The sequence below is a fragment of the Bacteroidota bacterium genome, assembly GCA_018266755.1.
Lineage (GTDB): Bacteria > Bacteroidota > Ignavibacteria > Palsa-1295 > Palsa-1295 > JAFDZW01.
This window is the reverse complement of the sequence record JAFDZW010000002.1, coordinates 195,496-218,084: the sequence shown is the minus strand read 5'-3', so window position 1 is coordinate 218,084 and position 22,589 is coordinate 195,496. Positions and strand designations below refer to the sequence as shown.

The window sequence follows — 22,589 nt, the reverse complement described above, 5'->3', positions numbered from 1 at the left end:
TATGAGTCAGCGAGTCGATGTTAATCCCGAACTGCTTAGCTGGGCCGTAACCCGGGCTGGATTCACGCTGCCGGAGTTCGCGGCCGACTTCCCGATGATCCTCGACTGGATGAGTGGCAAGAAGCCTACGCTCATCCAATTGGAAAAATTCTCCAAGAAGGTGCATGTCCCCTTCGGTTACTTGATGCTCCCGGCCCCTCCCGAGGAACAATTGCCAATTCCGTTCTTTCGTACTGGGAAAGGCACTACTGAGAAGGTAAGTGTGAACGTTTATGACACAATCTTGCAGCTACAGCAGCGGCAGGATTGGCTCCGAGACTACTTCAAAGACAACGAGTTCGAACCTGTTGGCTTTGTCGGGAAATTCCGGAGCAGTCGCAATTATGCGGAGATAGCCCAGGATATTCGGACGACGCTTGGTTTGCCCGAGGAATGGGCAAGTGGTTTTCGAACATGGGAAGAGGCCTTGACTCGGCTGACAGAGAAGATTGAAGACCAACGGATTGTTGTAGTATTCAATGGTGTAGTTGGGAATAATACCACGCGTCCAATCAGCGTCGAAGAGTGCCGCGGTTTTGTCTTGGTAGACGATCTCGCGCCCTTCATGTTCATCAATAACTCGGATAGCAAGTCTGCCCAATTGTTTACGTTGGTGCATGAACTAGCACACATCTGGGTCGGTCAAAGTGCAGGTTTCGATTTTCGGCGGCTGCAACCAGCTGATAATGCTACGGAAATTCTGTGTGATAAGGTTGCGGCTGAATTTCTAGTCCCGGCTGCTCATTTTTTGAAGATATGGTCCCCGGAGGGTGGTCTTCGCGCAGCCGCAAGACATTTCAAAGTCAGTGAGATCGTAGTTGCCCGAAGAGCGCTTGATTTGGGCGTGTTCACAAAAAAGCAGTTCTTCGATTTCTACGAGGAGTATATCGGTCGTGAGTTCAAGAAGCGAGAGAGCGGTGGTGGGGACTTCTTTCGGACAACTAAAGTCCGATTGAGCCTATCCTTCGCGGCTCATGTAAATCGTGCCGTGCGTTCCGGTCAACTTCTGTATCGAGATGCTTACAAGCTGACTAACCTGACGGGAGCCACTTATCAAACATTTGTCTCGAAGTATTTTTGATCCGCATGAGTGTATATGTGGTCGACAGCAATTTCTTCATTGAGGCCCATCGAAGGAGTTATCCTTTAGATGTTGCGACGGGCTTCTGGGCAAAGGTGAAGCAACTGGCCGATCAAGGGACAATTCTCTCCATCGATAAGGTTAAGCATGAGATTTTCAAGAAAGAGGATGCACTGAAGGACTGGTGCGAGCAGAACCTTGACCCAGGTTTCTTTCGCGACAGCGGTGACTCCCTAGCCAAATATGCGGAGGTGATTCGGTGGGCTAGTTCAATGGCTACCCATTACAAACCAAGCGCTCTATTAGAGTTCCTTGACGCTGACGAGGCTGATGCATGGCTCGTTGCGTTTTCTCTTGTCGAGCCCAACGAACGGATCATTGTGACCTACGAGGTGAGCGACCCAAACAATCGAAAGAAGATCAAGATATCGGAAGCATGCGTGTCCTGCGGCGCACAATACATCAATCCGATTGAGATGTTCCGGAGGTTAGGAGAGCGGTTCTAATTTCCTTTTTCCGATGCCAAACCTATTCTGGGCTCATGCAAGCCTGCCGATCAACTCTGAGTGCTTCTTCGTCGCATGCTCCACGATCTTCTCGTATTGGTCCGATTATTTGGCAATGGAGTTGTGCAGCTACAGGCTCGAGTATTCCTCAACACTCAGATGTGAGGCCTGTGCTTTGAGTAATTGAAAGTCACCCTCGCTCAGCGGGATCCGTATTTCGATCATTTGCCACGTTCACTGTTTCTGAACTTCTAAGTTCACTTTCGTTTGGCGGATTCATCCTTGGGCACTATGCTACCATCGGCGCCGCACATCGTTTCCGGGTTGTGTTCTCGATGAGTGACAGAGAATCGGTCGAATAATTTTGGTGATATTATTGTTCTTTTTAGTGCTATTAAACATACTTTTTATCGCTATGAATACACAAAAAGAACATAAGTCCTTAAATTTCAACCCGAACGACTTGGTGCTCATAGTCGGGGAATGTATCGGTGAAAACTGTGTCGAGAGCGTCAAGTTGGCGCTCGAACTCGGGCGCAGCGGTCTGCACGGAGGTATTCTGACAATCAACACAGTGCAGCGACGCAAGAAATATGCGAAGACGGTGCATGCTGCGCTGCCCGAAGGATACGATATCGAAGCCGGGCCCGACGGGCTCTTTTTCCGATCGCTTGCGATGGGCAATCTCGTCGATAGCGACGACATCGTTCGCGAATACTTCGAGCACCGTCAGGTTCGGACCGTGATTATCAACTGCTGGGAGCTTGCGGCGCGCGATTACCGAACCCGCGAGAAGCTCCAATTTATGATTATGCGCTGGCTCGAGGAGTTCGGCGTATCGGTGCTGATCTACGCACAGAGATCGACAGCGATGCCGAAGCCCGGGTACGGACAGCGCGGCGGGTTCGGCCGCTTGGCAGGTGTTGCCGATGTGATCCATAAAGCGTACACCGACGAGGAGCCTGATCTCATTGTGACGCCGAAGAGTGCAGCAAGCTCGGACACTGAAATCATCACCCCCGCCGAAATGGCTGCGTGGTCGGAAGACGCCGATGTCAGCGACATGAATCTCAACGGTCCGGCAAAGACCGTGATCAATACCCACGGTCACAAAGAGATCTATCTCGATGCGGTCTTTGACCTCGAAGAGAACGACGAAGTAGTACAGCGATGGGATCGCATCGGAATACCGCGCGGCGCACGAAAGATTTATTTCAGTAATCCGCCGGGAAATACGAAGACCACCACGATCATCGAAGAGCGGATCATCGACAAGGACGTCTTCCACCGAACGGCGATTGTCTATGTCAGCGACTACGACTTCCCAAGCCCGGTACCCTACGAAACCGCACCGCTCGTGCGGGTCAAGCTCGAGAATTACCTCGACCAACACCGTAAGCCGGCAGGCGTGGTTGTGCAAAATGAAGTTGTTGAAAATACACAGGTTGCAGAGGTAATTGCCGAAGCGGCGTAAGCGAAGCCTCCTTCCAGGTGTGTGCCCGAGTGGTGAGACTTCTGAACGATAGAGTCGGACGGCGCAGCGGCGCATTTTGACTCTAGAATAGCACGTCATTCTGAGCAACGTGAAGAATCCCTGTGGCGGAGCCATGCAGGGTTTCAGCAAGGGATTCTTCGCGTTGCTCAGAATGACGGAGCTTTACACCGTTTCAAACTGAGCCACTACCTCACAGAGGGGATTCGCACTAAGCCGACGCGAGGTTTGTTATCTATGCCTATGCACTACCAAGTCTATGTAGCAACGGAGCGGAAAGAGGCGATTCTCGATCCGCAGGGGAAGGCGACGCATCATGCGCTCGAATCGCTTGGCATGAAAGAGGTTGGTGACGTCCGGATCGGAAAGTTCATCCGCCTCGATGTGAATGCAGCATCGAAACAGGAGGCGATCAAGGTCGCCGAGAAGTCGAGCCACGAACTGCTTGCCAATCCGATCATGGAGACATTCCGCATCGTCGAGGTGCGGGAGGTGGCGGGCGCATGAGGACACGCATCGTCCAATTCCCGGGCTCGAACTGCGACCACGACGCGATCTACGCCGTCAAGAATATTCTCGGCGAACCGGATACCGAGTTCGTTTGGCATAAAGACGACTCGATCGGCAAGAACGTCGATCTCGTGATCCTTCCCGGCGGCTTCTCGTTCGGCGACTATCTCCGAACCGGGGCTATCGCACGGTTCTCGCCGGTGATGAAGGATGTCATCCGTTTCGCAAACGACGGCGGTACGGTCATTGGTATCTGCAACGGGTTTCAGGTGCTCTGCGAAAGCGGTCTGTTGCCCGGAGTACTCGTGCGAAACAACCAACTCAAGTTTCGCTGCAAGTTTCTCACGCTGCGCACCGAGAATACCTCGACGCGCTTCACGAGCGAGTACGGCAACGGACAAGTGATCAAGGTCCCGATCGCGCACGGCGAAGGTAATTACCTTGCCGACCCTGAAGTGATCGCAGAGCTCGAAGCGAACAATCAGGTTGTGTTCCGGTATTCGGATGAGCCGGGCAACATCACCGACCAAGCGAATCCGAACGGCTCGATCAACAACATCGCGGGTATCGTCAACAAGACGGGTAATGTGCTCGGGATGATGCCGCATCCGGAGCGGGCCTGCGACGTGGCGCTTGGCAGTGCCGACGGGCTTGGGGTATTCCGCTCGCTGAAGAAGCACTTCGATACGGTCGTGTCGAACGTTCGTTCCGGCGGGGTACTGGTATCGGAGCGTAGTTAATCCATACGAAGTTTTCGGACTCTCACAATGACAGCAGGCAGCATACTCGAACTGGTTGTGTTTGCGATCGGGGGCCTCGCACTCGTGGTGACGATCCTCGGTTTTTTGAAGAACGTTCGCGGCGGCCGCAAAGGGAAATACCAGACGTCGTGGTTCGAGCAGCATTGAGCGTTGTCGTCATTCCGAATGCAGCCGTTGCTGCAATGAGGAATCTGGGGAGGCAGCGCTCTGAAGGATTGCCAGCAAACGCCTGGCCGTCAGCAGGCCCGGATTTCCCCTTCGGTCGCAAAGACGGCGGTTACATTCCATCCGGCGAACCTATCCCCCGAAGGCGGAGTTTGGCATTTGGGCGGAATTCGTACCCACCCATCACAATACTAAAAAGAGGAAGATAGCTAATGTTTAAGAATCTGGGAGCATTCGAGCTTCTCGTCATCGTGGCGATCATCATGCTGTTTTTCGGCGGCAAGAAGATCCCGGAATTGATGCGCGGGCTTGGCAAGGGAATGCACGAGTTTAAGAAGGCTTCGGCAGGCGAAAGCCATGACGACGAAGCTGAAAAGAAGGCTCAGTAAGTCCACCGCATAGAAGGAGAACATCGTATGTTCGAAAATCTTGGCGGGGGCGAATTGCTCCTGATATTCCTCGTGGTGCTGATCTTCTTCGGGCCGAAGAAGATCCCCGAACTGGCTTCAAGCCTGGGTAAAGGCCTCAGAAAATTCCGCGAGGCGAAGGATGGGTTGGAAGAGCAGGTCAAGACGGCGATCAAAGAGCCGATGGAGGCGCTGGCGGTAGCGAAGACCAACTTTGAGAACCAGGTCATCGCTGCATCCGCACCGATCCACGAAGCCGCAAAGGCGATGGACGCACCGGTCGTAGCGCCGACATTGCCGACTTCGACACCCGAGGCGACGACGACAAATCCGTAATTCGGAAGTTGACAACCGATATGAAAAAAGCCTCCGATCTCGGAGGCTTTTCGCATCTTTGGAAGGTGCGGAGGGCGAGGGATTCGAACTCTCATAGCCTTGCGGCCGGCAGTTTTCAAGACTGCTGCAATACCATTATGCGAGCCCTCCATTGTTGCACGGACTGTAACTGACGACATTCGGTGGATGTTCCTACTTTCTTTTTAGACGGCACCCGATGCGATTTGGCAAGGCGATACACCGCGAATGGCTCCTGGACCCGAACATCACGTTCCTCAACCACGGCTCCTTCGGCGCGACGCCGAAGGTCGTACTGGACGTTCAACGCGACTGGCAGGAACGGCTCGAATCGGAACCGATCCGGTTCTTCAAACGCGACTTCCCCGAGGCTATTGAGCCGATCCGCGAACGACTGGCATCCTTCATTAAGGCCGATTCCCAGGACATCGTCTTCGTCGAAAATGCGACGATGGGGATCAACGCCGTTCTTCGATCATTGATACCGGAGTTTTCTCCGGGCGACGAACTGCTGACCACATCCCACGTCTATGGAGCGGTTCGCAAGACGTTGGATTACGTTGCCGATACTAGCGGAGCAACGGTCGTCGAAGCCTATGTCCCGTTTCCGATCGACGACCCTCAGCAGGTGATCGACGCCATCGTTTCGAAGATTACGGCTCGGACGAAGTTCGCATTGATCGATCATGTTACCAGCTCGACCGGCATCGTGTTCCCGATTGAACGGATCATCCCGATCCTGAAGGAACGCGGCATCACTGTGATGATCGACGGGGCCCACGCTCCGGGAATGCTCGACATCGACATTGCAGCTCTCGACGTCGATTACTACAGCGGCAACTGCCACAAATGGCTTTTCGCTCCGAAAGGCGCAGCATTCTTGTGGACGAAACGGACGCTGCAGCCGAAGATCCATCCCGTTGTGATCTCCGAGCATTACGGAAAGAATTATCAACTCGAGTTCGGTTGGGTCGGGACCCGCGACCTAACGGCGCTGCTTTCGATTGGCGCCGGAATGGATTTCCTCGAGGAGCACGGCATTGGCGAGGTTCGATCCTATAATGCCGAAGTCACCCTCAAAGCACGAGAGGTTGTTACTAAGGCTCTCGGAGTGCCGTTCGGAGCCCCGACATCCATGCTGACCTCCCTCTGCACGATGCCGCTTCCAGGGAATCCTGCAGCGACGGATGAATCGGTACTGCGTCTACACGATACGATCTTTGACAACTATCAGATAGAAGTCCCGGCATTGAAGGTCAATGGCGAACTGCTGCTCCGTTTCTCGGTTCAGATCTACAACGAACTTTCTGAGTACGAACGACTCGCGGAGGTGTTGACCGAGCTTCGAGCTAAGGGGATCTTAGGATGATCGGCATCCTCTCTGCAATGGACGACGAGATCCGCCTGCTGATTGGCGACCTCGAGCGACGTGACGAAACGACTATCGCCGGGCGACGATACCTTCGCGGTACGCTTTACGGACACGACGTAGTCTTGGCCCTGTCGAGATGGGGCAAAGTTGCTGCAGCGCAAACGGCAACGACGCTCATCAACACGTTCGGCGTCTCGAAGGTAATCTTTACTGGTGTCGCAGGAGGAGTTGATCCAAGCCTTGAAATTGGCGACATCGTTATCTCGACTGAACTCGTCCAGCACGACGTCGATGCCAGCGCCGTTCCGCTGATGAAGCGGTTCGAGATCCCGCTGCTCGGCATATCGCATTTTGCGTCCGATGCTACACTGCTCAGACAAGCGGTACAGGCTGCCGCCGAGTATGCATCGGGTATTACATCCGACATTGAAACAAAGCACCTCGATACGTATCGTATTACTACTCCGCGAGTCACGAGCGGCCTCATTGCAAGCGGCGATCTCTTTATTGCCGATCCCAACAAGACCGCGGAGCTTCGCGACGCATTGCCGGGACTACAGTGCATCGAGATGGAAGGCGCGGCCGTCGCGCAAGTCTGTTACGAACACGGCATTCCATTCGTCGTGATCCGCGCGATCAGTGATAAGGCCGATCATTCGGCCGTCATCGATTTTCCGCAGTTCGTCGAGTACATCGCGGCACACTATTCTCGAGGTATTATTCGGGGAATGCTGTCATAGCATGAATTCGTTAACCCTGACTACTGACTACTGACTACTGGCTACTATCATGTACGGAGCAACGAAAGAACAACTACAGGCCGAACTCGCCGAAATTAAATCATCGGGTCTATACAAAGACGAGCGTATCATCACTTCTCCGCAAGGTGTCGAGATCGAGGTCGAAGGCCGTGCCGGGTCGTTTCTGAATTTCTGTGCGAATAATTATCTCGGTCTTTCGTCGCATCCGCGAGTTATCAAGGCGGCGCATCATGCGCTCGATACGCATGGGTATGGCATGTCGAGCGTCCGATTTATCTGCGGTACCGAAGATCTGCACAAACAGCTCGAACGCGAGATCTCGACCTTTCTCCACACCGAGGACACCATTCTTTACATGGCATGCTTCGATGCGAATGGCGGTGTGTTTGAACCGCTTTTCGGCGAGCAAGACGCAATCATCAGCGACGAGCTGAACCACGCGTCGATCATCGACGGCATCAGACTCTCGAAGGCCGCTCGCTACCGCTACAAGAACTGCGATATGGCAGACCTCGAACGCTGCCTCATCGAAGCGAAAGGCGCACGCCGTCGGGTCGTTGTCACCGACGGCGTATTCTCGATGGACGGCTTCATCGCGAAGCTCGATGAGATCTGCGACCTTGCCGAGAAATACGACGCGCTGGTGATGGTGGACGACAGCCACGCCACCGGTTTTGTCGGCAAGACCGGCCGCGGATCGATCGAGTACAAGAATGTCATGGGTCGCGTCGATATCATTACCTCGACGCTCGGTAAAGCGCTCGGTGGTGCGGCAGGCGGTTTCACGTCGGGTCGCAAGGAGATTATCGATATGCTCCGCCAGCGTTCGCGGCCGTACCTTTTCTCGAACTCCGTTCCGCCGCCGATCGCCGGTGCTGCATTAGAGGTCGTGAAGATGATCTCGGAGACGACAGCGCTTCGCGACAAGCTCGAGTGGAACACCACTTACTTCCGCGAGCAGATGACCGCCGCCGGCTTCGATATCAAACCTGGTGTGCATCCCATCTGCCCGATCATGCTCTACGATGCACCGCTCGCACAGCAGTTCGCGAAGTCGTTGCTTGACGAAGGCATCTACGTGATCGGCTTCTTTTATCCGGTCGTGCCGAAAGGCCAGGCACGTATTCGTGTGCAGATTTCGGCAGCACACGAGAAGGAACATCTCAATAAAGCGATCGCCGCATTCACGAAGATCGGCACGACGCTTGGCGTCATCAAGTAATGTAACACTTTCACAGCAATTTGACACGCTTGCGGTACCTCGGCGTCGTTCTGCTTCTCTCGGCATTGTGCTGCAGGATTGTCGTTGCGCAACAATTGGATTCGGCAGCCAAACCGACCACGCTCGGCATCGTCGCCGCATCGCTCGCACCGGCAGCTGTGCTCGGCATCGCGATCGGCCAGAACTACTATGACTTCTGGCGCAATAGCAATAAAGTCCCGTTCTATTTTTCGAACGATCCGCCCTATGCCTTGCATGCCGATAAACTCGGCCATGCGATGTATTCCTATATCTGTGCCGATGTCGTCAAGCTCTGCTATAGCGAGGCGGGAGTCGATCGTACAACGTCTGCTTGGTTAGGGTTTGCATCCTCGTTTCTTGCACAAACGATGGTCGAGATCGGCGACGGCTTCCATGGGAACGAACCGTACTACGGCTTCTCGCCGGGCGATGAATTCGGCGACATCATGGGTGCGAGCTTTTCGCTGGCCAAGGAGTATGTGCCGTATCTGAAACGTTTCGATTATAAGATCGGCGTCTGGCCCTCGCAGGCATATCACGAAGGTGCATTCCGCGGATTGCTCGATGACGACGAATCGCAGTTCTTTTGGCTTTCGATGGATATTCATGATTATATCGGCGGCGCATATCCGGCATGGCTGCGACCGGCGATCGGGTACGGTGTCGAAAACCTCACCAGTTCCGCATTCCTCCCATCACGGCAGGGGCTGACACCGAAATCGCTTGTGTATCTTGGCGTCGATCTCGATCTGCGGCAACTCCCGATCGAGGGAGATACATGGAGGATCATCGCAGAAATCCTCAGCCACTACAGAATCCCACTCCCAGCGGTGCAGGTCTCGCCCATTGTCAAGTGGCACTGGCTCAAACCATAATATGTGCTATCGACGCCAATCGTCACGTCGGATCGTATTGCCGTCCGAGTGAATAAGAACCGCTCCGTCACGATCCGTACGATACACCTGCGCTCCGCTGCGAGTCCAAACCGATAGCGCACGACGAGCAGGATGACCGAACGAGTTATGTTCTCCGACTGACACTACGGCGATCGCAGGCTTCACCAGTTCGGCGAACGCGGGATCGGAGCTGTAGCGGCTCCCGTGATGCGCAACCTTTACGACATCGGATCGAAGAAACGTCCCGTAATCGTTCACGAGACGAGACTCATCCGAGGCTTCGATATCTCCGAGAAAGAGGAGGGAGGTCGTTCCGTAACACAACTTCAGCACGAGTGAATGGTGGTTCATGTCTGTGCGGGCAACGGCTTCGCTGCTCGTCGGATTCAGAACGTAAAGTTTGATGCTGTCCCCAAGGTCATACATACAGCCTCGACGTGTTCGCATCACTGGAATATGCATTGCCCGGGTCGCACGATCGAGAGCAAGTGCGCTGGCGGCCGACGAGCGTTCGCCGCTCGTTACCAGCGAGTGAAGCGGATATCGTTCCATCATCGCAGCCGCACCGCCATAGTGATCGACATGCATGTGCGTCAGAAATCCATGATCAATAATCGTCATGCCCTCGGCTTCGAGCAGAGGGACGATCGTCTGTGTCACGATTGCGTCATCATTGTGATCGAGCCCGCCGAAGTCGATCATAATATTCTTCCCGTGCGGTGTATGCACAAGGATTGCGTCGCCTTGTCCGACATCCGCAAAGAGAACGGAGAGTACGCCATCGCGAGCGACGACGGTTGCCGCGAACGGCACGTCGGCAATGAGGAGCAGTGCTGCTGCGCATGCGATGACAATGGTGCGAGCGGCAAATCGTTTGAACGAGTCACTGTGGATCAAGTACCACAATCCAACAACATAGAGAACGACATAGACACGATGCGGCTGCTCGATCGGAAATGATGACCAATGAAGCGAGCCCGATACAGAGGCGAGTGTCCTCAAACAATATGCAAGCGCCCCGGTCAGCTCCGCGTACACCGAAGCAATCGGCGGAAGAAACGAGAGCGGAATCAACAGAAAGCTCAGCGACGTGAGCAGCCCTGCGAGTGGAATCCCGACGAGGTTTGTCACAATCGCGACAGCGCTTACGCGATGAAATGCATACACCATGATCGGAAGCAGACCGAGCGTCACGGCGGTCGATGAGACCAGGGTTGCATAGATGTAGTAGCGTATTCTCCCGCGCCAGCTTCGGTTCTCACGAACGTCGTCGCTAATACAGATCGCATCGAGACGTGGTGCGATCAACACCAATGCAAATACCGCGCCGTACGTAAGCTGGAAACTCGTATCGAACAGGAGCGACGGATCGAGGACGAGCGCAATACTCGCTGTTGCCGCTGTGATGTTGCCGATGTCCGGTTTGCGTTCAAGCAGCAGCGCAAGGAAGACAAGTTCAACCGTAGAGAGTGCCCGAATGACGCTCGGTTCGAGGCCGATCGTCAGCGCATAGAGTGCGACAACGATCATCGAGCAGAGAATACGCAGTCGTAGTCGGCTCAGGCCGATGAAGCGAAGCAGGTAGTATACGAGTAACGCAACGATACCGACATTAAAGCCGCTCACGACGAGGATATGCGAGAGACCGGCCTGACGAAATTGTGTAGTAGTAGATTCGTCGATCCAACGTTTGTCGCCCAATACAACTGCGAGCACAATACCACGCGTCACTGTGTCGGGAAAGAGTGCTCCGAGTCGGTTAGCGATCGACGCTCGCACACTATCGAACGCATCCGTCAGTTGCTCAGTAATGGAGCGATGCGGTATCCCGCCGACTATATAAACATCGAACGGACTTGTGGCAAATGCGGCGGCCTCCACACCATACTGACGTCGAATCTGTGAGAATCGGGGTGATTCGTACGGGTTGCGAATTCGTGTGTCATTCTCGATCACCGCAAATGCTTTGATATATTCTCCGCGTCGTGGTATCGGAATACCGATCGAGTCGGGCAGATGTCGTACGGCGAGCAGTATCTTGCTCGGTGTGGTGAATACTGCAGAATCGCACCGTATCGAATCGAGCCCGATGACGAGCCGGTCGGATCGTGGCCCGGAGGGTACCTGCCGCAAGACCGTGCCGAAGAGAACGCTGCTTCGTTCTGCTCCTGTGGAGAGTGTTGTGAGTATCGACTGCTCCGAGCTAATACGCTGAAAACTCCGAGACGCGAACCCGAGCCCACACGAGAGTGTGCATACGAGCAGCAACTGCAATTGTGTATGTCGGCGCAGGAGAATGGCGCCGAGCAACAACACTCCCAATGCGGCAACCACGACCGGAAGAATCTCCGGACGAAGCGAAGACATGCTGTTCGCGAAGACAATACCAACGATCATTGCCACCAGGACAACGAACGCCGGTCGTGTGGTCGGACGTGTAGTATTCGGCAATAGGCTCATCTAATGAACGGAGCTGCGAAACGACAGATACCATACAAAGATAAGACAGAACGAACACGATTCCAACACAGCACATGCACACGAGCACTCCCATTGGGGATGGAAGTGCTCGCTAAGCAGATTACAACGATGTGTGAGTCTTAATGCACGACGATGGCGGCACGGTTCTTGACGACGCCAGCGGTCTGCAACCTGAGGAAGTACATGCCTGCGGGCATATCGTCGACATTCCAGTTGACGGTATATGCACCGGGTTTCTTCACGTCATTGACGAGAGTCTTGACGACATTGCCGAGTCGGTCGATGACCACAAGCTTGGTATCGCCCTCGGCAGGCGTGTAGAACGTAACGTCGGTCGATCGTTGGGTGATGGGGTTCGGGGAGATAAACGCAATATCGGCTTCGAGCGGTATCGCGGGGTCGCGGTGCAGCGAGACGTTCGAGCATGTGGTATCGAGCGTGATCATCCCATTCGTGGCGCTTTGCAAAATGCATGCAGAAGGGAACGGCCCTCGATCGAAATTGATCGTATAGTTGATCGGGATGGCTTGCGTCGTACTGAACTGGTCTTCGCCGTCGTTCAAATGGGACCTAAATTTGATATATATAATTGGAATCGTATCGTTCGGGCCTCCGCCGCTAATCACCGAGCCGTCGAGCGTATAGGCGTCGTACTCCCGATATCCGGCAGAGTCGCCGGTGACAAGATACCCGCAGAGTGACGTATGAGTATTGTCCTGAACGTAATCAATATCTTCGAGATGCGTGGGGTCGTACGATAGGGTTAGTTTGAAGCTCGACGACTGGAACATCTCCATCGGCGTTTTTGCATAAATGGGGTAGAGCATCTCCTCATTGGCCAGCATATGCGCATTGCCCGATGCCCAGAACGTTGCCTTCAGCTGCGAGGTGACGACCGATAGTGGTTGTGATATGGAAAAGCCTTTCGGAAGATCGAACGCAAGATTGAGTTGTGCGGAGAACGTCCCCGGAGCGCTGGGCGAACATCGCACCAATACATTCAAACTGGAGTGCGGTGCGATCTTGAACGGTGCGGTACCCAGAATCGTGAACTCGGATGCATCGGGGCCAGAAAGCGATGCATCGGTGATCGTAACCTCGAAATCGTTCGGATTGGTAACAGTGACCGCTTTATCCTGATCGGTGCAGAGCAACATCGAATCGAACGGCTTCGCGGAAAATGTTTCCGGATTGATCGTAAGAATATGTGCGAGCAGAACGACCTTGTGCGATGCACCGGAGATGGGCGTGAGTTCAAGTAATGCCTGGTAGGTGCCGTTCGGCATCGTTGCGTTCGGCGTGAAACGGAGCACCTGATGAGCAGGTGTGCCGGAGACCTGAATATCGTACGGGATCGTCTGATTGACGCCGGCAATATCGGTTGAGATCATTGTAAAATCTACGGGGTCACCACTGATCGTTGCATTGGTCACGGTCACGACCGCTTCGCCCTTGTTGCTCAGGAAAATCGAAGAATCTTTTGGCAGATCGGAGTTCTGAAAGATACCAAAGTCGAGGGTATCGACTGGAATGCGGGCGCTCGAATCGCTGAAGACCTGCATATTGTCAATGATACCGCGGCCATAGACATCGACGACGTATGCAGTCAAATGTTCCGTTTTGGCACGAAGCACAGCATGCTGCCGGACATTCGGGATGCCGGGGGTAAACCGAATTCTCATCGGTACCGATTTGGCTGCTTCGACGACTGCATTCAGCGGTGAAGGCACTGCAAAATTCGTATCGCCTCGCACATTCCAACCGGTGATCGTCAGCGGATCGCTGGACACATTTTGAAGTGAGACGACCGAGTCATAATAATCGGAGTATAGCTGCGGTGTTGTGCCGCTGATAGGCCTTTTGAGTAAGCGGTCACCGAAATCAATCACGAGTGCGATCGTCTTGAACGGTGTGATCGTCTTCATCAGTGTCCCACCCGGATACGAATAGCTATCGACCGGACCGAGACCATAGACGGTAATACCGATCGGTCGTGCGCCCGTAATATTATGTGTGCCTTGTCCGGGAATCGGGGTGATCGTCTTGTCGCCTAAATTAAGTTGGGCAGCATAAAAATTCGAGTTTGGAATCTGCGAGAATTTCGAGCTGGGGATGGCCGTCCCGTCGAGTGCAACTCCCGATATGCCGGTGGCGTCGGTAATCACATTGACATAATTACCCGTGAATGCATCGTTGATGACGCTGACGAACGTATATGCATTCCCGAACTGCTCGACCGGATAGACCAACGAAAGCGCCGGATCGCCATACGGCTGTCCGTTGCCTTGTGTGCCGTACAAACTCGTATGCATAAACTGGCCCACGAGGATCGGGCTGGTACCCTGGATCGAGACCGGGCCGTTAAGCTGCGTGATCTCATAGAACTGGCCCTTCTGCAGGGTTGCAACCGTCGTGCCATTGACGGTAATCACATTGTCATCTTCGGCTGAGACCACCCTGACGAGGTCGGCCAACGACGAGGAAGCATAGCGAACCACAAGAGCCGAATCGCCCCATGCGCTTGTCGGCGGGAGCTGTTCGACCAGATGATCTCGGCTTCCCGTACTACTCCCCTGATTTTTCGCATTGTACGGAATCGCCGCACGCACATGCCCCGAGAAGACAGCGATCGGTTCGTCGGATTCGATTAACGATCCGGTCAGATCGTTTTTCGAATCGCTTCGAACGCCTTGCACCATATAGACGTCGCCTTTATTCATGAGCAACTGAATCGTGCCTTTGGCCGGGATCCCTTTCGAGGTACGGGCATTGGGAGTGATCGTGACATTCGTAGAATCATTGACCGCCACCACCCAGAATTCGCCGGGTGTGGAACCACCCCCCATATATACAATCGACTGATAGTTCATCGTGAGGTATTCCGTACCCACGACATCGACCGGAAACGCGAGAAAGGCATCGCTCGACCACTGTTTATGGTTCATGCCGTACACGGCGATACGATCGTCGGCGGTAACATGCACCGCCATCCCGTGCAGCAATTCTTCGTCTTGTGTGATCTCTACCGTCGGCTGTCCGAACGTGGCATCGCCCGACGGGAGATCGATCGTTGTGATCTGACCGGGTGATGCCGTAAAATCGCGAGAAAATCCAAGAGCAGGGACCTCGACATGACCTTTGGTATTTGTCTGGCTTGTGATATAGAGCTGCATGGAATTTTCGTCTTCCGTACCGCCCTGATTCTCACCGAATGCAATATAGAATTCCTTGCCAAAGTTATCTTTGGGTTGGGCGAAGACGGTCGCCCTCGGAAGGAGGCACACAAGCGCAACGATAACGCTAGCGATGAAGGACGACAAGGGGGCTTTCATGCGTGATTCTGTACGACTACAAATAGAAACAGGTTAGGCCGCTATTAGTTACACACTCTTCTGGGGAATAGGGGCCGTTGCCCCTGATAATAGACACACGAACGGACGAATCGTTTCTCAGTGAATAACGGAAAATTTGGTTGTTATTGTTCGGCTAATTTGGCCGGTGTTGTCCGACGCCGTGATCTGTAGGAAATATAGCCCGCTTGTAGGGAGCCCTGAGGCAGAGATTTCAAGGGAGCCAGTGCCTTTTTTTAGGGCTTCGGTACCGGAACGAGTGATAATATTTCCTTTGGTGTCAACAAGTTGCCAAGAGATGGAGCCGTCGATCGACGCCTCGAACCCAACGGTGACCGAGCTATGGTTCGAGAGATTCACAGGATCGGGGTATGGACTCGAGATCGAAATGATCGCCGAGTTGCCGAAGCGCATGAGTTCGCGGATCGTCTGATTTCCGCACTCATTGGCGTAGTCGATCTGTGTCGAATGTGGTGCGACGCGAAACCCACATGGCTTTGCCGAGTAGGCGACGGATACGGTCGCGAACGTTGTCGTATCCACCGTAATGTAGGTCTTACACAAGAGTGTAAACAGCAGATCGTTCTTAGACGTATTATGCGATAGATTTGCAGCCAGAAGAGGGACGCAATACGTCCGAGCTGCCGAATCCCAAAACGGGACGGGTTGTGCCGGAATGCCGGCAAGGCTCTCGTCGGTCAACGAACCTGAACGATCGATGCCGACAGGTTGGATCATATCATTGTCGAAACGAACCTTTACAGTATCGAAATCGAGATTCGTCAGCCCCTCACGCTTCCCCTTTAGATAGATCGGCAACCGGAACGGAGCATCCCCCGCACTCGGCTTGTACGGCGGTAATGCAGAAAGAAACTGGAGTTGATTGATCGTGCGCGTCAACGTGATCGTGATCGTATCGTATTCGTAGCTTGCCAACGTACGGAAGGACGGACGATGCAGCACCATTTTTGCGACCTGCGTACCGTTGAGCGAGTCGATGGGGAACAGGTAACGCAGATGCAACGTGAAGATGCTATCTCCCGCAATCGCAATGGGGAAACGGAGGTTCGGAACGTCTGTGAATGAGAACCCGCCCGAGTCTCCGGCAAAGGTGATGGTGTCGATCACGATCGAAACCTGCGCAGTATTGTGCAGATCGTATGCAAGATCAATCGGATCGCAGGATGAGACGCTGTCGATCGTCAGAGGTGACTGATGGCTTAGATCGGCACGGACGTTCGCTTTCAATACGAATAACGGCCGGTTGCGAGAATCGTTATTGATGTAGACGGTATCGTTATAAATACCGACACTGCGGATGTGAAAGTCAACCCGGAGTTCGATGCTTGCGCCCGCCGCAACGTTCATCCCGTCGGGCACGGGGAGCGTTTGTGTCGTGATCTCAAAGTCTGGATTGGAATGTCGGAGCGAGTCGACGATCCCCCAGGTCGAGCCGACGTTCAGCAGGGTATCGAGCATGGTCACAACCGTGCTTGTCGGGTTGACAAACGTGCCGAAGTCGAGAACGGGGTTCGTGATCTTCAGATATGGCTCGACGCCGACGCCGAACACCGTATCGTACCGGACCCGCCGCGCTGCGCGATCATCTTCCGTCTCGATCTTGACGTATGCCAGATGGAGCGCGGTATCGACCTTGCCCGAAGCAGGATCGAACTTCGGTGAAAATCTGATTCGATAGCTATTCGTATTTCCGATGCTTCCGACGGTATCGAGCAACCAGCGACCGGAGATCGGTGGCGGCGCATTACTCTTTGGGCTGGAATAATCGATCTCAAAATCGTTGACATCACCTCCGGCGAGTGCGATCGATGTAATGCCGACCGTATCGTCTCCGAAGTTTGTAAGGGTCCGTGTCGACCAATTGGAGTCAATGAATGCAGTCGAAGCCCATCGTGACGATTCGCGCACGCGCACCGTGCCGAAATCGATCGTCGTTGTCGGGATCTCGTAATCCACACCGCGACCGCTAATCATTGCAATCGGTGTGTCGATCGCGTCACTATAGATATACGCCGATACCGAATCGAAGCTACGCGCAATCGGTGTATATCGCACCGTGTCTACTGCCATACCCGGGATCGGGTATCGAATGATGTTATTTCCGATTCCGTCCGCTGTGACGATTCTCGATATTTGAAACAGCTCCGGCTTATCGACGATCGGGGGGTTGGGGGTCTTGATCGCAATCGTCGCCGGGCCGGTATTACGCAGGATATATGTTCCGACCGCGGTGTCGCCGACCCTGACCCGGCCGAAGTCGAGCGGGGAGACAAGCAACGTGCTGCTGCTGTCGTTCGATGCGATTCCGCTCACCGTGATCAGCACTGGTGTGCGATTGTTACTCCAGACGCGGAGTACAGCATGGAACCACCCTTCTCGCGTCGGTTTGAATCGGAATGCCACGCCCAACTGACCACCGGGTGCAATTGACGCAGTCGCGCGAAGCGTATCGAGCACCGAAAAGGCAGACGTATCCCCGGATTCCCACGAATATTGGTAGACTTCCGATTGCTCTCCGAGCGGAAGCGGCGCCGGGTCAGCGAGAATGTTTGTGAAAGAATCCTTTGCGGTGTTCGGTGCGATACGTCCGAAATCCAGATCGACAGCGCGAAGCGCATGCAAGTATGGGAAGCTGCCCCCGCCAGTGAATGTATACGAATCGAGGTTGCCATACCCGTATGCTTCGGCATAGCAGGGAAGACTGCTTTCGATGCGCTGTATTCCTGCGCCGACACCAATGACGCCGTAGTAATATCGAGTACCGGGGAATGGCTTCAGTGTGGATTGGACCAGTAGATAGCCGTTGAGCGTTGTCGCGGAGCGTGCAGCGGAATCGCAGAGGATTGCCACATAGTGCTCGGTGAAGGATCCGTTGCTCGAGATGGTCGGCAACGTATAGTATGTACTCATGTTCTCGATCGGGGGCAACACCGTCATATCAGGGTCGCCTACCGTATCCGGATCGATCGCAGATTGGAGATACTTTACCACAAGCAACGGCTGGGTCGACGTGATGAGCGTCGCCTTGTTCAATGCAAACTGTTTGAATGCGCCGCTGGAGAGTTGTGCGACAACCGAACCGTTAAATGATACCGTCGTATTGTTCGATGCTGCGATGAGCCGCACGAGATCGCCGCTTGCGGGGCGTGATCGGCGCGCGCCGACCGACGAGGGGATAAATGCAAACGTCTTCCCCCAGCTTTCGATCGGGGGCATTTGGTCGACGATGTGATCTCGCGAGACGATCGGATGCTTGACATACGCGAACTCCATCGAATCGGGAATCGACGCACGTTCGTTGCCGCTGAAGACAGCGATGGGTTTGTCCGAGGAGATCAGGCTTCCCGTCAGGTCACAATCGGTGTTCGAAAGTTTTCCGGTCCAGCTCAGGATACCGTTGAAGACGGATGTGATACCGGTGTCTCGCGCGCAGACTTCCATGACTTCGCCGCTGTTCAAGGTGAAGGTGTAGGTCTTCCCCTGGATAAATTTTCCGGAATGCGAGTCGCACGACGGTGTGAAGGTGATCGTCGTTGCATCTTGTGTGCCGACGATCAGACACTCGCTACGCGGGACAGTATCGAGCGTGAACGGATTGATCGGTCGTGCACGTCCGCCAAAATAGTTAAGCGAATTCCGTGCACTCGATATCGCATACTTCATTCCAAGCGCCTCGGTTGGCAGCACGAGAAACCCGTCGCTCGAAAGGTGGTGATGCGATAATGCGTAGACGGCAATCTCATCCTGCGCCTGAATCTCGAAGACTCGTTTGTATGCCTGTTCGGTCTCGCTGCGTTCGAGTCCGGCCCAAGCCGGCAGATCGATCGCGACGGCGGCAGTTGGGTTGGTCACGAACGATTGTTGCCATCCTCCGCCTACCAGACGAATGACACCGCGAACTTGCGAACGGGAAGAGATATAGACTCGCTTATACGGGATTTCCTTGGGACTGTCGGATCCCAACGCAGACGGGAATGCGAGGAAGAAATCTGTTCCGGATGTTTTATACACCGGCTGCTGCGCTTGCGGTCGTGCGACAAACCCGGTTGTGACTTCTCTCACCTCCAGTGCCCGTGGGATACGGGCGAGCCGAGGAGGGTGTACCTCGGCAGCTTGGCGCTGCTGGGCTGATGCACCGGTCACTTCCAAACACGAGAGTACCAGCACGCTCAATGTCACGATGAGTTGCCGGCACCAAGACAACGGGTAAACGCGATATGCGATGCGTTGCCGCATCAATAGTCCATCTCTTCGATATAAAAAATACTGCGGCTACGGCACGAGCGAGTGCACCGTAGCCGCAAAGAAAAACGATTCGACAATGTCAGTGAACGATCGAGAAATGTCCGCGAGCCGAGATGCCGGCTTCTGGGGCGGATATTTCATACACATACGTGCCTGTCGTCAACGCACGTGCATCGATATGAACACTATTGCGGCCTGCTTCCTGCTGCCCATCGAATGCGGTAAGCATCTGGCGGCCAAGTGCATCGAAAATCCGAACAGAAGCATGAGCCGAATGCGGCAGCGAATATTCGAGGGTTGTATTACTTCCGGTCACGGGGTTCGGGAATGCGATCGCATACGCTTCGGCATCTGTCGTCGAGGTGTGTACCCCCGATGTCGTGCCCGGTTCGATGGTAAAGTCGACGGCCAGCGGATACAGATCGAACCAAAGGCCGGTGTGATGGTAGAGCCGCGCAATACCCGTGATACGACGTGAAGGGGTCGTCTCTGGAGCGAGCGTGATCCGCTGTTTGCCCGCAACCGGCAGGATCCCGAAGTTCTTCATCGGGACGTTCACCGATCGAACAGCGATCCCTTCGGGATTCGATGTGTATTCGATCACAATACTATCGAGCCAGACCGTTTCATCGCCGAGGATGTTTCGGATGGTGAACGTAGGCTGCATCGGTGGTCCGGGAAACGGGAGGTTCTGGGCGTCGATCTCTTTCCAGATACCGGTCTTGGGTTTGAACAGTCCGCCCGCAGTGTATCCGTATGAATCTACTACGCCGAATCCGTAGCCCAGGATCGTCACGCCACCGCCGCTGCCCGTATTCGGAACAGTAATCCTGCTCATACCGGGCGACTGAGCGATCGTTGCGATCGCATACGATTTCGCCGTGTGACCGTCCGGGCTCAAGGTGGTCGGCAGGCTGAGGAATGACGCCGAAGGGATCGCGATATTGTTGATGAACACGTTACTCTTCAGCGTCCCCACATTCTGCTGCTCGGTCGTGACGATCAAGCTGTTCAAGCTGTACACGGGGTCGGAACTCATGAAATACGTCAGGTCGGGGTATGCTTGATCGAGCGGCGGTACAATCGCAAAGAATGGATCGCCTGTGCCATTGGAAGAATCGGCAGTATGTGCATACATGCCAACGAGTGATGGCATCGATGTCTGCACGCAATACACATTGTCGACAGGCGCATTCTTATAAACGATCATTGTATCGCGGAATTCGCCTGCTTTCATCGGCTTCCCCCAGGGCACCCCGTTGATCGTGACGACATTCCCATCGGCTGACGACATGACGCGCATGAGGTCGCCAATGGTTCTGGGTAAGAAATTTCGTGCAATAAAGGCGGTTCCCCAGGTAGCGATCGGCGGCATCTGCTCTGCAAGATGATCGCGACTGGAGCGTGGTGCGCCACTTCCTTCATAAAAGACATAATCGTGAGGGACCTCGGCTCTGCGGTGTCCGCCAAACACTGCGATCGGGTTGTTGCTTGTGATCACGGTACCGGTGAGGTCTGCAAGGGGATCGGCGGAGAGGCTTGCCCTGACCTGATAGCACTTACCCTTGTCGAGCGATACGGTGATCGGAACACCGGCGGGTGAACCGTTTTCGGTCATGGCAGTGGGTGTGAAGGTGACGGTCGTTCCGTTATCGAATGCACCGAATGCAAATTCGCTCGGTTTGAGGTTGTGGATGTCCGTCCCGAATATCTCCGTGCTCGAACAGTTCGTGTAGGACATAACCATGTAGGCTGTCCCGGCGACTTGCTTGGGCAGGACAAGAAACGCGTCGGCAGTTTCCGACTTATGATTCATCCCATAACAAATGATCGGGTTGTCGGACACCACACTCACGACCATGTTATCGACGACCTCATCGCTGTTGACCACACAGTCGAGTGCAGGGGTCGAATCCACCCGTACTGTGACCCCGGTACGGATGGGGAGATTCAACACTTTCGAGAACCCGGTCCCGGGGCACGAAACGGTTACCGTTGCAGAATCGTCGAGGCTGGCAATGTATACGTCTTGGTAGTTTGAGGGAGCCCCTGTCTCGTAGTCCGCTTCTTCATTTGCCATGAAAATCAGCAGGAAGTCACGGCCGCTATTGGTATTTACTGCATCGACACCGCCCCCGCAGTTCGATTTTTCCTGGGCATGTGCTACCAAGTCGAGCGAACCAAACAGAAGGCTTACCACGATCACGAGGGCAAGCTGACGGATATTCATGTGTGTGTTCATTTGACCGTTCTATTGTATGATGAAGTATCTATAGTCTAATTCATGGCGAAAACACACACCGTCGGTTCGGGGAAAACCTACGCCGCCCAGAGCCAAATGGTCGTGTTCTCTAAGCGATAATAACAACAATACGGATGCCAATTTGTTACAAAAACCAGTTCGTATGAGCGCAATCTCACGAAACGGCGTCCGCCAGCAAATATGCCTATTGCTGGGCGGAATCCATCCAAATCGTGACCGGTCCGTCGTTGACCAATTCAACGTCCATCATGGCTGCAAACCGTCCCTCTGCGACGCGGTTCGGCCCAAGAATATCCGTAAGCGATTCGACGAAATATCGGTAGAGGGGTTCGGCCACTTCCGGCCTGGCTGCCGCCATAAAATTCGGGCGGTTGCCTTTTCGGGTATCGGCGTAGAGGGTAAATTGGCTGACGACGAGGATACTCCCCCCAGTCTGCTGTACGTCAAGATTCATTTTGCCTGCCTCGTCCTCGAAGATTCGCAATTTGACGAGCTTCGAGGTCAGTTCGTCCACGTTCGAGCGGGTGTCTTCGGCGGCGATACCCAGGAATACTAGTAAGCCTGCCCCAATCGCACCACATACCTGTCCCTCTACAGTGACCGTTGCTCTCGAAACACGTTGGACTAGTAGGCGCATCGGAG

The 22,589-nt window shown here is 54.3% G+C and carries 17 protein-coding genes and 1 tRNA gene; 12 read left to right on the top strand and 6 right to left on the bottom strand.

Annotated elements, in window-relative coordinates:
* Position 1 precedes the first annotated feature (1 nt).
* The 8 genes from JSS75_03430 (at position 2) to JSS75_03395 (ending at position 5,297) form a co-directional block, all read left to right on the top strand.
* Positions 2–1,120, top strand: coding sequence for an ImmA/IrrE family metallo-endopeptidase (locus tag JSS75_03430; GenBank protein ID MBS1902733.1), 1,119 nt, complete (start codon positions 2–4; stop codon positions 1,118–1,120).
* A gap of 5 nt (positions 1,121–1,125) precedes the next feature.
* On the top strand, positions 1,126–1,626 hold the full coding sequence (locus tag JSS75_03425; GenBank protein ID MBS1902732.1) for a DUF4411 family protein: 501 nt from the start codon (positions 1,126–1,128) through the stop codon (positions 1,624–1,626).
* 415 nt (positions 1,627–2,041) lie between these two features.
* Entirely contained in the window at positions 2,042–3,100 is a 1,059-nt protein-coding gene (locus JSS75_03420) for a hypothetical protein (GenBank protein ID MBS1902731.1), read from the top strand.
* Between the two features lie 261 nt (positions 3,101–3,361).
* A complete protein-coding gene (purS, locus tag JSS75_03415; GenBank protein MBS1902730.1) occupies positions 3,362–3,625 on the top strand; it encodes a phosphoribosylformylglycinamidine synthase subunit PurS in 264 nt (87 codons plus the stop codon).
* On the top strand, positions 3,622–4,368 hold the full coding sequence (gene purQ, locus JSS75_03410; GenBank protein ID MBS1902729.1) for a phosphoribosylformylglycinamidine synthase subunit PurQ: 747 nt from the start codon (positions 3,622–3,624) through the stop codon (positions 4,366–4,368). The genes purS and purQ overlap by 4 nt, the downstream gene beginning before the upstream one ends.
* 27 nt (positions 4,369–4,395) lie before the next feature.
* On the top strand, positions 4,396–4,536 hold the full coding sequence (locus tag JSS75_03405; GenBank protein ID MBS1902728.1) for a hypothetical protein: 141 nt from the start codon (positions 4,396–4,398) through the stop codon (positions 4,534–4,536).
* Between the two features lie 230 nt (positions 4,537–4,766).
* Positions 4,767–4,943 (top strand): twin-arginine translocase TatA/TatE family subunit, encoded by a 177-nt coding sequence (locus JSS75_03400; protein MBS1902727.1) that lies wholly within the window; start codon positions 4,767–4,769, stop codon positions 4,941–4,943.
* 27 nt (positions 4,944–4,970) lie between these two features.
* Positions 4,971–5,297 (top strand): twin-arginine translocase TatA/TatE family subunit, encoded by a 327-nt coding sequence (locus JSS75_03395; protein MBS1902726.1) that lies wholly within the window; start codon positions 4,971–4,973, stop codon positions 5,295–5,297.
* Positions 5,298–5,365: 68 nt separating this feature from the next.
* Here the strand turns inward: JSS75_03395 and JSS75_03390 are convergent.
* A tRNA-Ser gene (locus tag JSS75_03390) sits at positions 5,366–5,447 on the bottom strand.
* A 67-nt stretch (positions 5,448–5,514) separates the two neighbouring features.
* On the opposite strand from JSS75_03390, the gene JSS75_03385 reads away from it, so the two are divergent.
* From JSS75_03385 to JSS75_03370, 4 genes are read left to right on the top strand one after another with little or no spacing between them, the layout of a single operon-like run.
* The gene (locus JSS75_03385; protein ID MBS1902725.1) at positions 5,515–6,684 is read left to right on the top strand and encodes an aminotransferase class V-fold PLP-dependent enzyme; all 1,170 of its coding nucleotides are present in this window, start codon (positions 5,515–5,517) and stop codon (positions 6,682–6,684) included.
* Positions 6,681–7,427, top strand: coding sequence for a 5'-methylthioadenosine/adenosylhomocysteine nucleosidase (locus tag JSS75_03380; protein MBS1902724.1), 747 nt, complete (start codon positions 6,681–6,683; stop codon positions 7,425–7,427). Before JSS75_03385 ends, JSS75_03380 begins: the two co-directional genes overlap by 4 nt.
* A 49-nt stretch (positions 7,428–7,476) precedes the next feature.
* Complete coding sequence (kbl, locus tag JSS75_03375) at positions 7,477–8,670, top strand: glycine C-acetyltransferase (protein ID MBS1902723.1); 1,194 nt, start codon at positions 7,477–7,479, stop codon at positions 8,668–8,670.
* A 20-nt stretch (positions 8,671–8,690) separates the two neighbouring features.
* Positions 8,691–9,566 (top strand): DUF2279 domain-containing protein, encoded by an 876-nt coding sequence (locus JSS75_03370; GenBank protein ID MBS1902722.1) that lies wholly within the window; start codon positions 8,691–8,693, stop codon positions 9,564–9,566.
* A gap of 6 nt (positions 9,567–9,572) precedes the next feature.
* Here the strand turns inward: JSS75_03370 and JSS75_03365 are convergent, their stop codons facing one another.
* The 5 genes from JSS75_03365 to JSS75_03345 form a co-directional block, all read right to left on the bottom strand.
* A complete protein-coding gene (locus JSS75_03365; protein ID MBS1902721.1) occupies positions 9,573–12,038 on the bottom strand; it encodes a DNA internalization-related competence protein ComEC/Rec2 in 2,466 nt (821 codons plus the stop codon).
* Between the two features lie 149 nt (positions 12,039–12,187).
* A complete protein-coding gene (locus JSS75_03360) occupies positions 12,188–15,400 on the bottom strand; it encodes a choice-of-anchor D domain-containing protein (protein MBS1902720.1) in 3,213 nt (1,070 codons plus the stop codon).
* Positions 15,401–15,517: 117 nt separating this feature from the next.
* A complete protein-coding gene (locus JSS75_03355) occupies positions 15,518–19,606 on the bottom strand; it encodes a hypothetical protein (protein ID MBS1902719.1) in 4,089 nt (1,362 codons plus the stop codon).
* Between the two features lie 157 nt (positions 19,607–19,763).
* Positions 19,764–21,914 (bottom strand): T9SS type A sorting domain-containing protein, encoded by a 2,151-nt coding sequence (locus JSS75_03350; protein ID MBS1902718.1) that lies wholly within the window; start codon positions 21,912–21,914, stop codon positions 19,764–19,766.
* Between the two features lie 217 nt (positions 21,915–22,131).
* A complete protein-coding gene (locus JSS75_03345) occupies positions 22,132–22,584 on the bottom strand; it encodes a D-tyrosyl-tRNA(Tyr) deacylase (protein MBS1902717.1) in 453 nt (150 codons plus the stop codon).
* Positions 22,585–22,589: the final 5 nt, after the last annotated feature.

What these genes read in the sequence shown, in the direction of transcription:
- JSS75_03350 (MBS1902718.1), bottom strand. Translation starts at nt 21,914, where the DNA reads ATGAATATCCGTCAGCTTGCCCTCGTGATCGTGGTAAGCCTTCTGTTT.
- JSS75_03395 (MBS1902726.1), top strand. Translation starts at nt 4,971, where the DNA reads ATGTTCGAAAATCTTGGCGGGGGCGAATTGCTCCTGATATTCCTCGTG.
- JSS75_03345 (MBS1902717.1), bottom strand. Translation starts at nt 22,584, where the DNA reads ATGCGCCTACTAGTCCAACGTGTTTCGAGAGCAACGGTCACTGTAGAG.
- JSS75_03385 (MBS1902725.1), top strand. Translation starts at nt 5,515, where the DNA reads ATGCGATTTGGCAAGGCGATACACCGCGAATGGCTCCTGGACCCGAAC.
- JSS75_03405 (MBS1902728.1), top strand. Translation starts at nt 4,396, where the DNA reads ATGACAGCAGGCAGCATACTCGAACTGGTTGTGTTTGCGATCGGGGGC.
- JSS75_03420 (MBS1902731.1), top strand. Translation starts at nt 2,042, where the DNA reads ATGAATACACAAAAAGAACATAAGTCCTTAAATTTCAACCCGAACGAC.
- purQ (MBS1902729.1), top strand. Translation starts at nt 3,622, where the DNA reads ATGAGGACACGCATCGTCCAATTCCCGGGCTCGAACTGCGACCACGAC.
- JSS75_03360 (MBS1902720.1), bottom strand. Translation starts at nt 15,400, where the DNA reads ATGAAAGCCCCCTTGTCGTCCTTCATCGCTAGCGTTATCGTTGCGCTT.
- JSS75_03380 (MBS1902724.1), top strand. Translation starts at nt 6,681, where the DNA reads ATGATCGGCATCCTCTCTGCAATGGACGACGAGATCCGCCTGCTGATT.
- purS (MBS1902730.1), top strand. Translation starts at nt 3,362, where the DNA reads ATGCACTACCAAGTCTATGTAGCAACGGAGCGGAAAGAGGCGATTCTC.
- JSS75_03400 (MBS1902727.1), top strand. Translation starts at nt 4,767, where the DNA reads ATGTTTAAGAATCTGGGAGCATTCGAGCTTCTCGTCATCGTGGCGATC.
- JSS75_03425 (MBS1902732.1), top strand. Translation starts at nt 1,126, where the DNA reads ATGAGTGTATATGTGGTCGACAGCAATTTCTTCATTGAGGCCCATCGA.
- JSS75_03430 (MBS1902733.1), top strand. Translation starts at nt 2, where the DNA reads ATGAGTCAGCGAGTCGATGTTAATCCCGAACTGCTTAGCTGGGCCGTA.
- kbl (MBS1902723.1), top strand. Translation starts at nt 7,477, where the DNA reads ATGTACGGAGCAACGAAAGAACAACTACAGGCCGAACTCGCCGAAATT.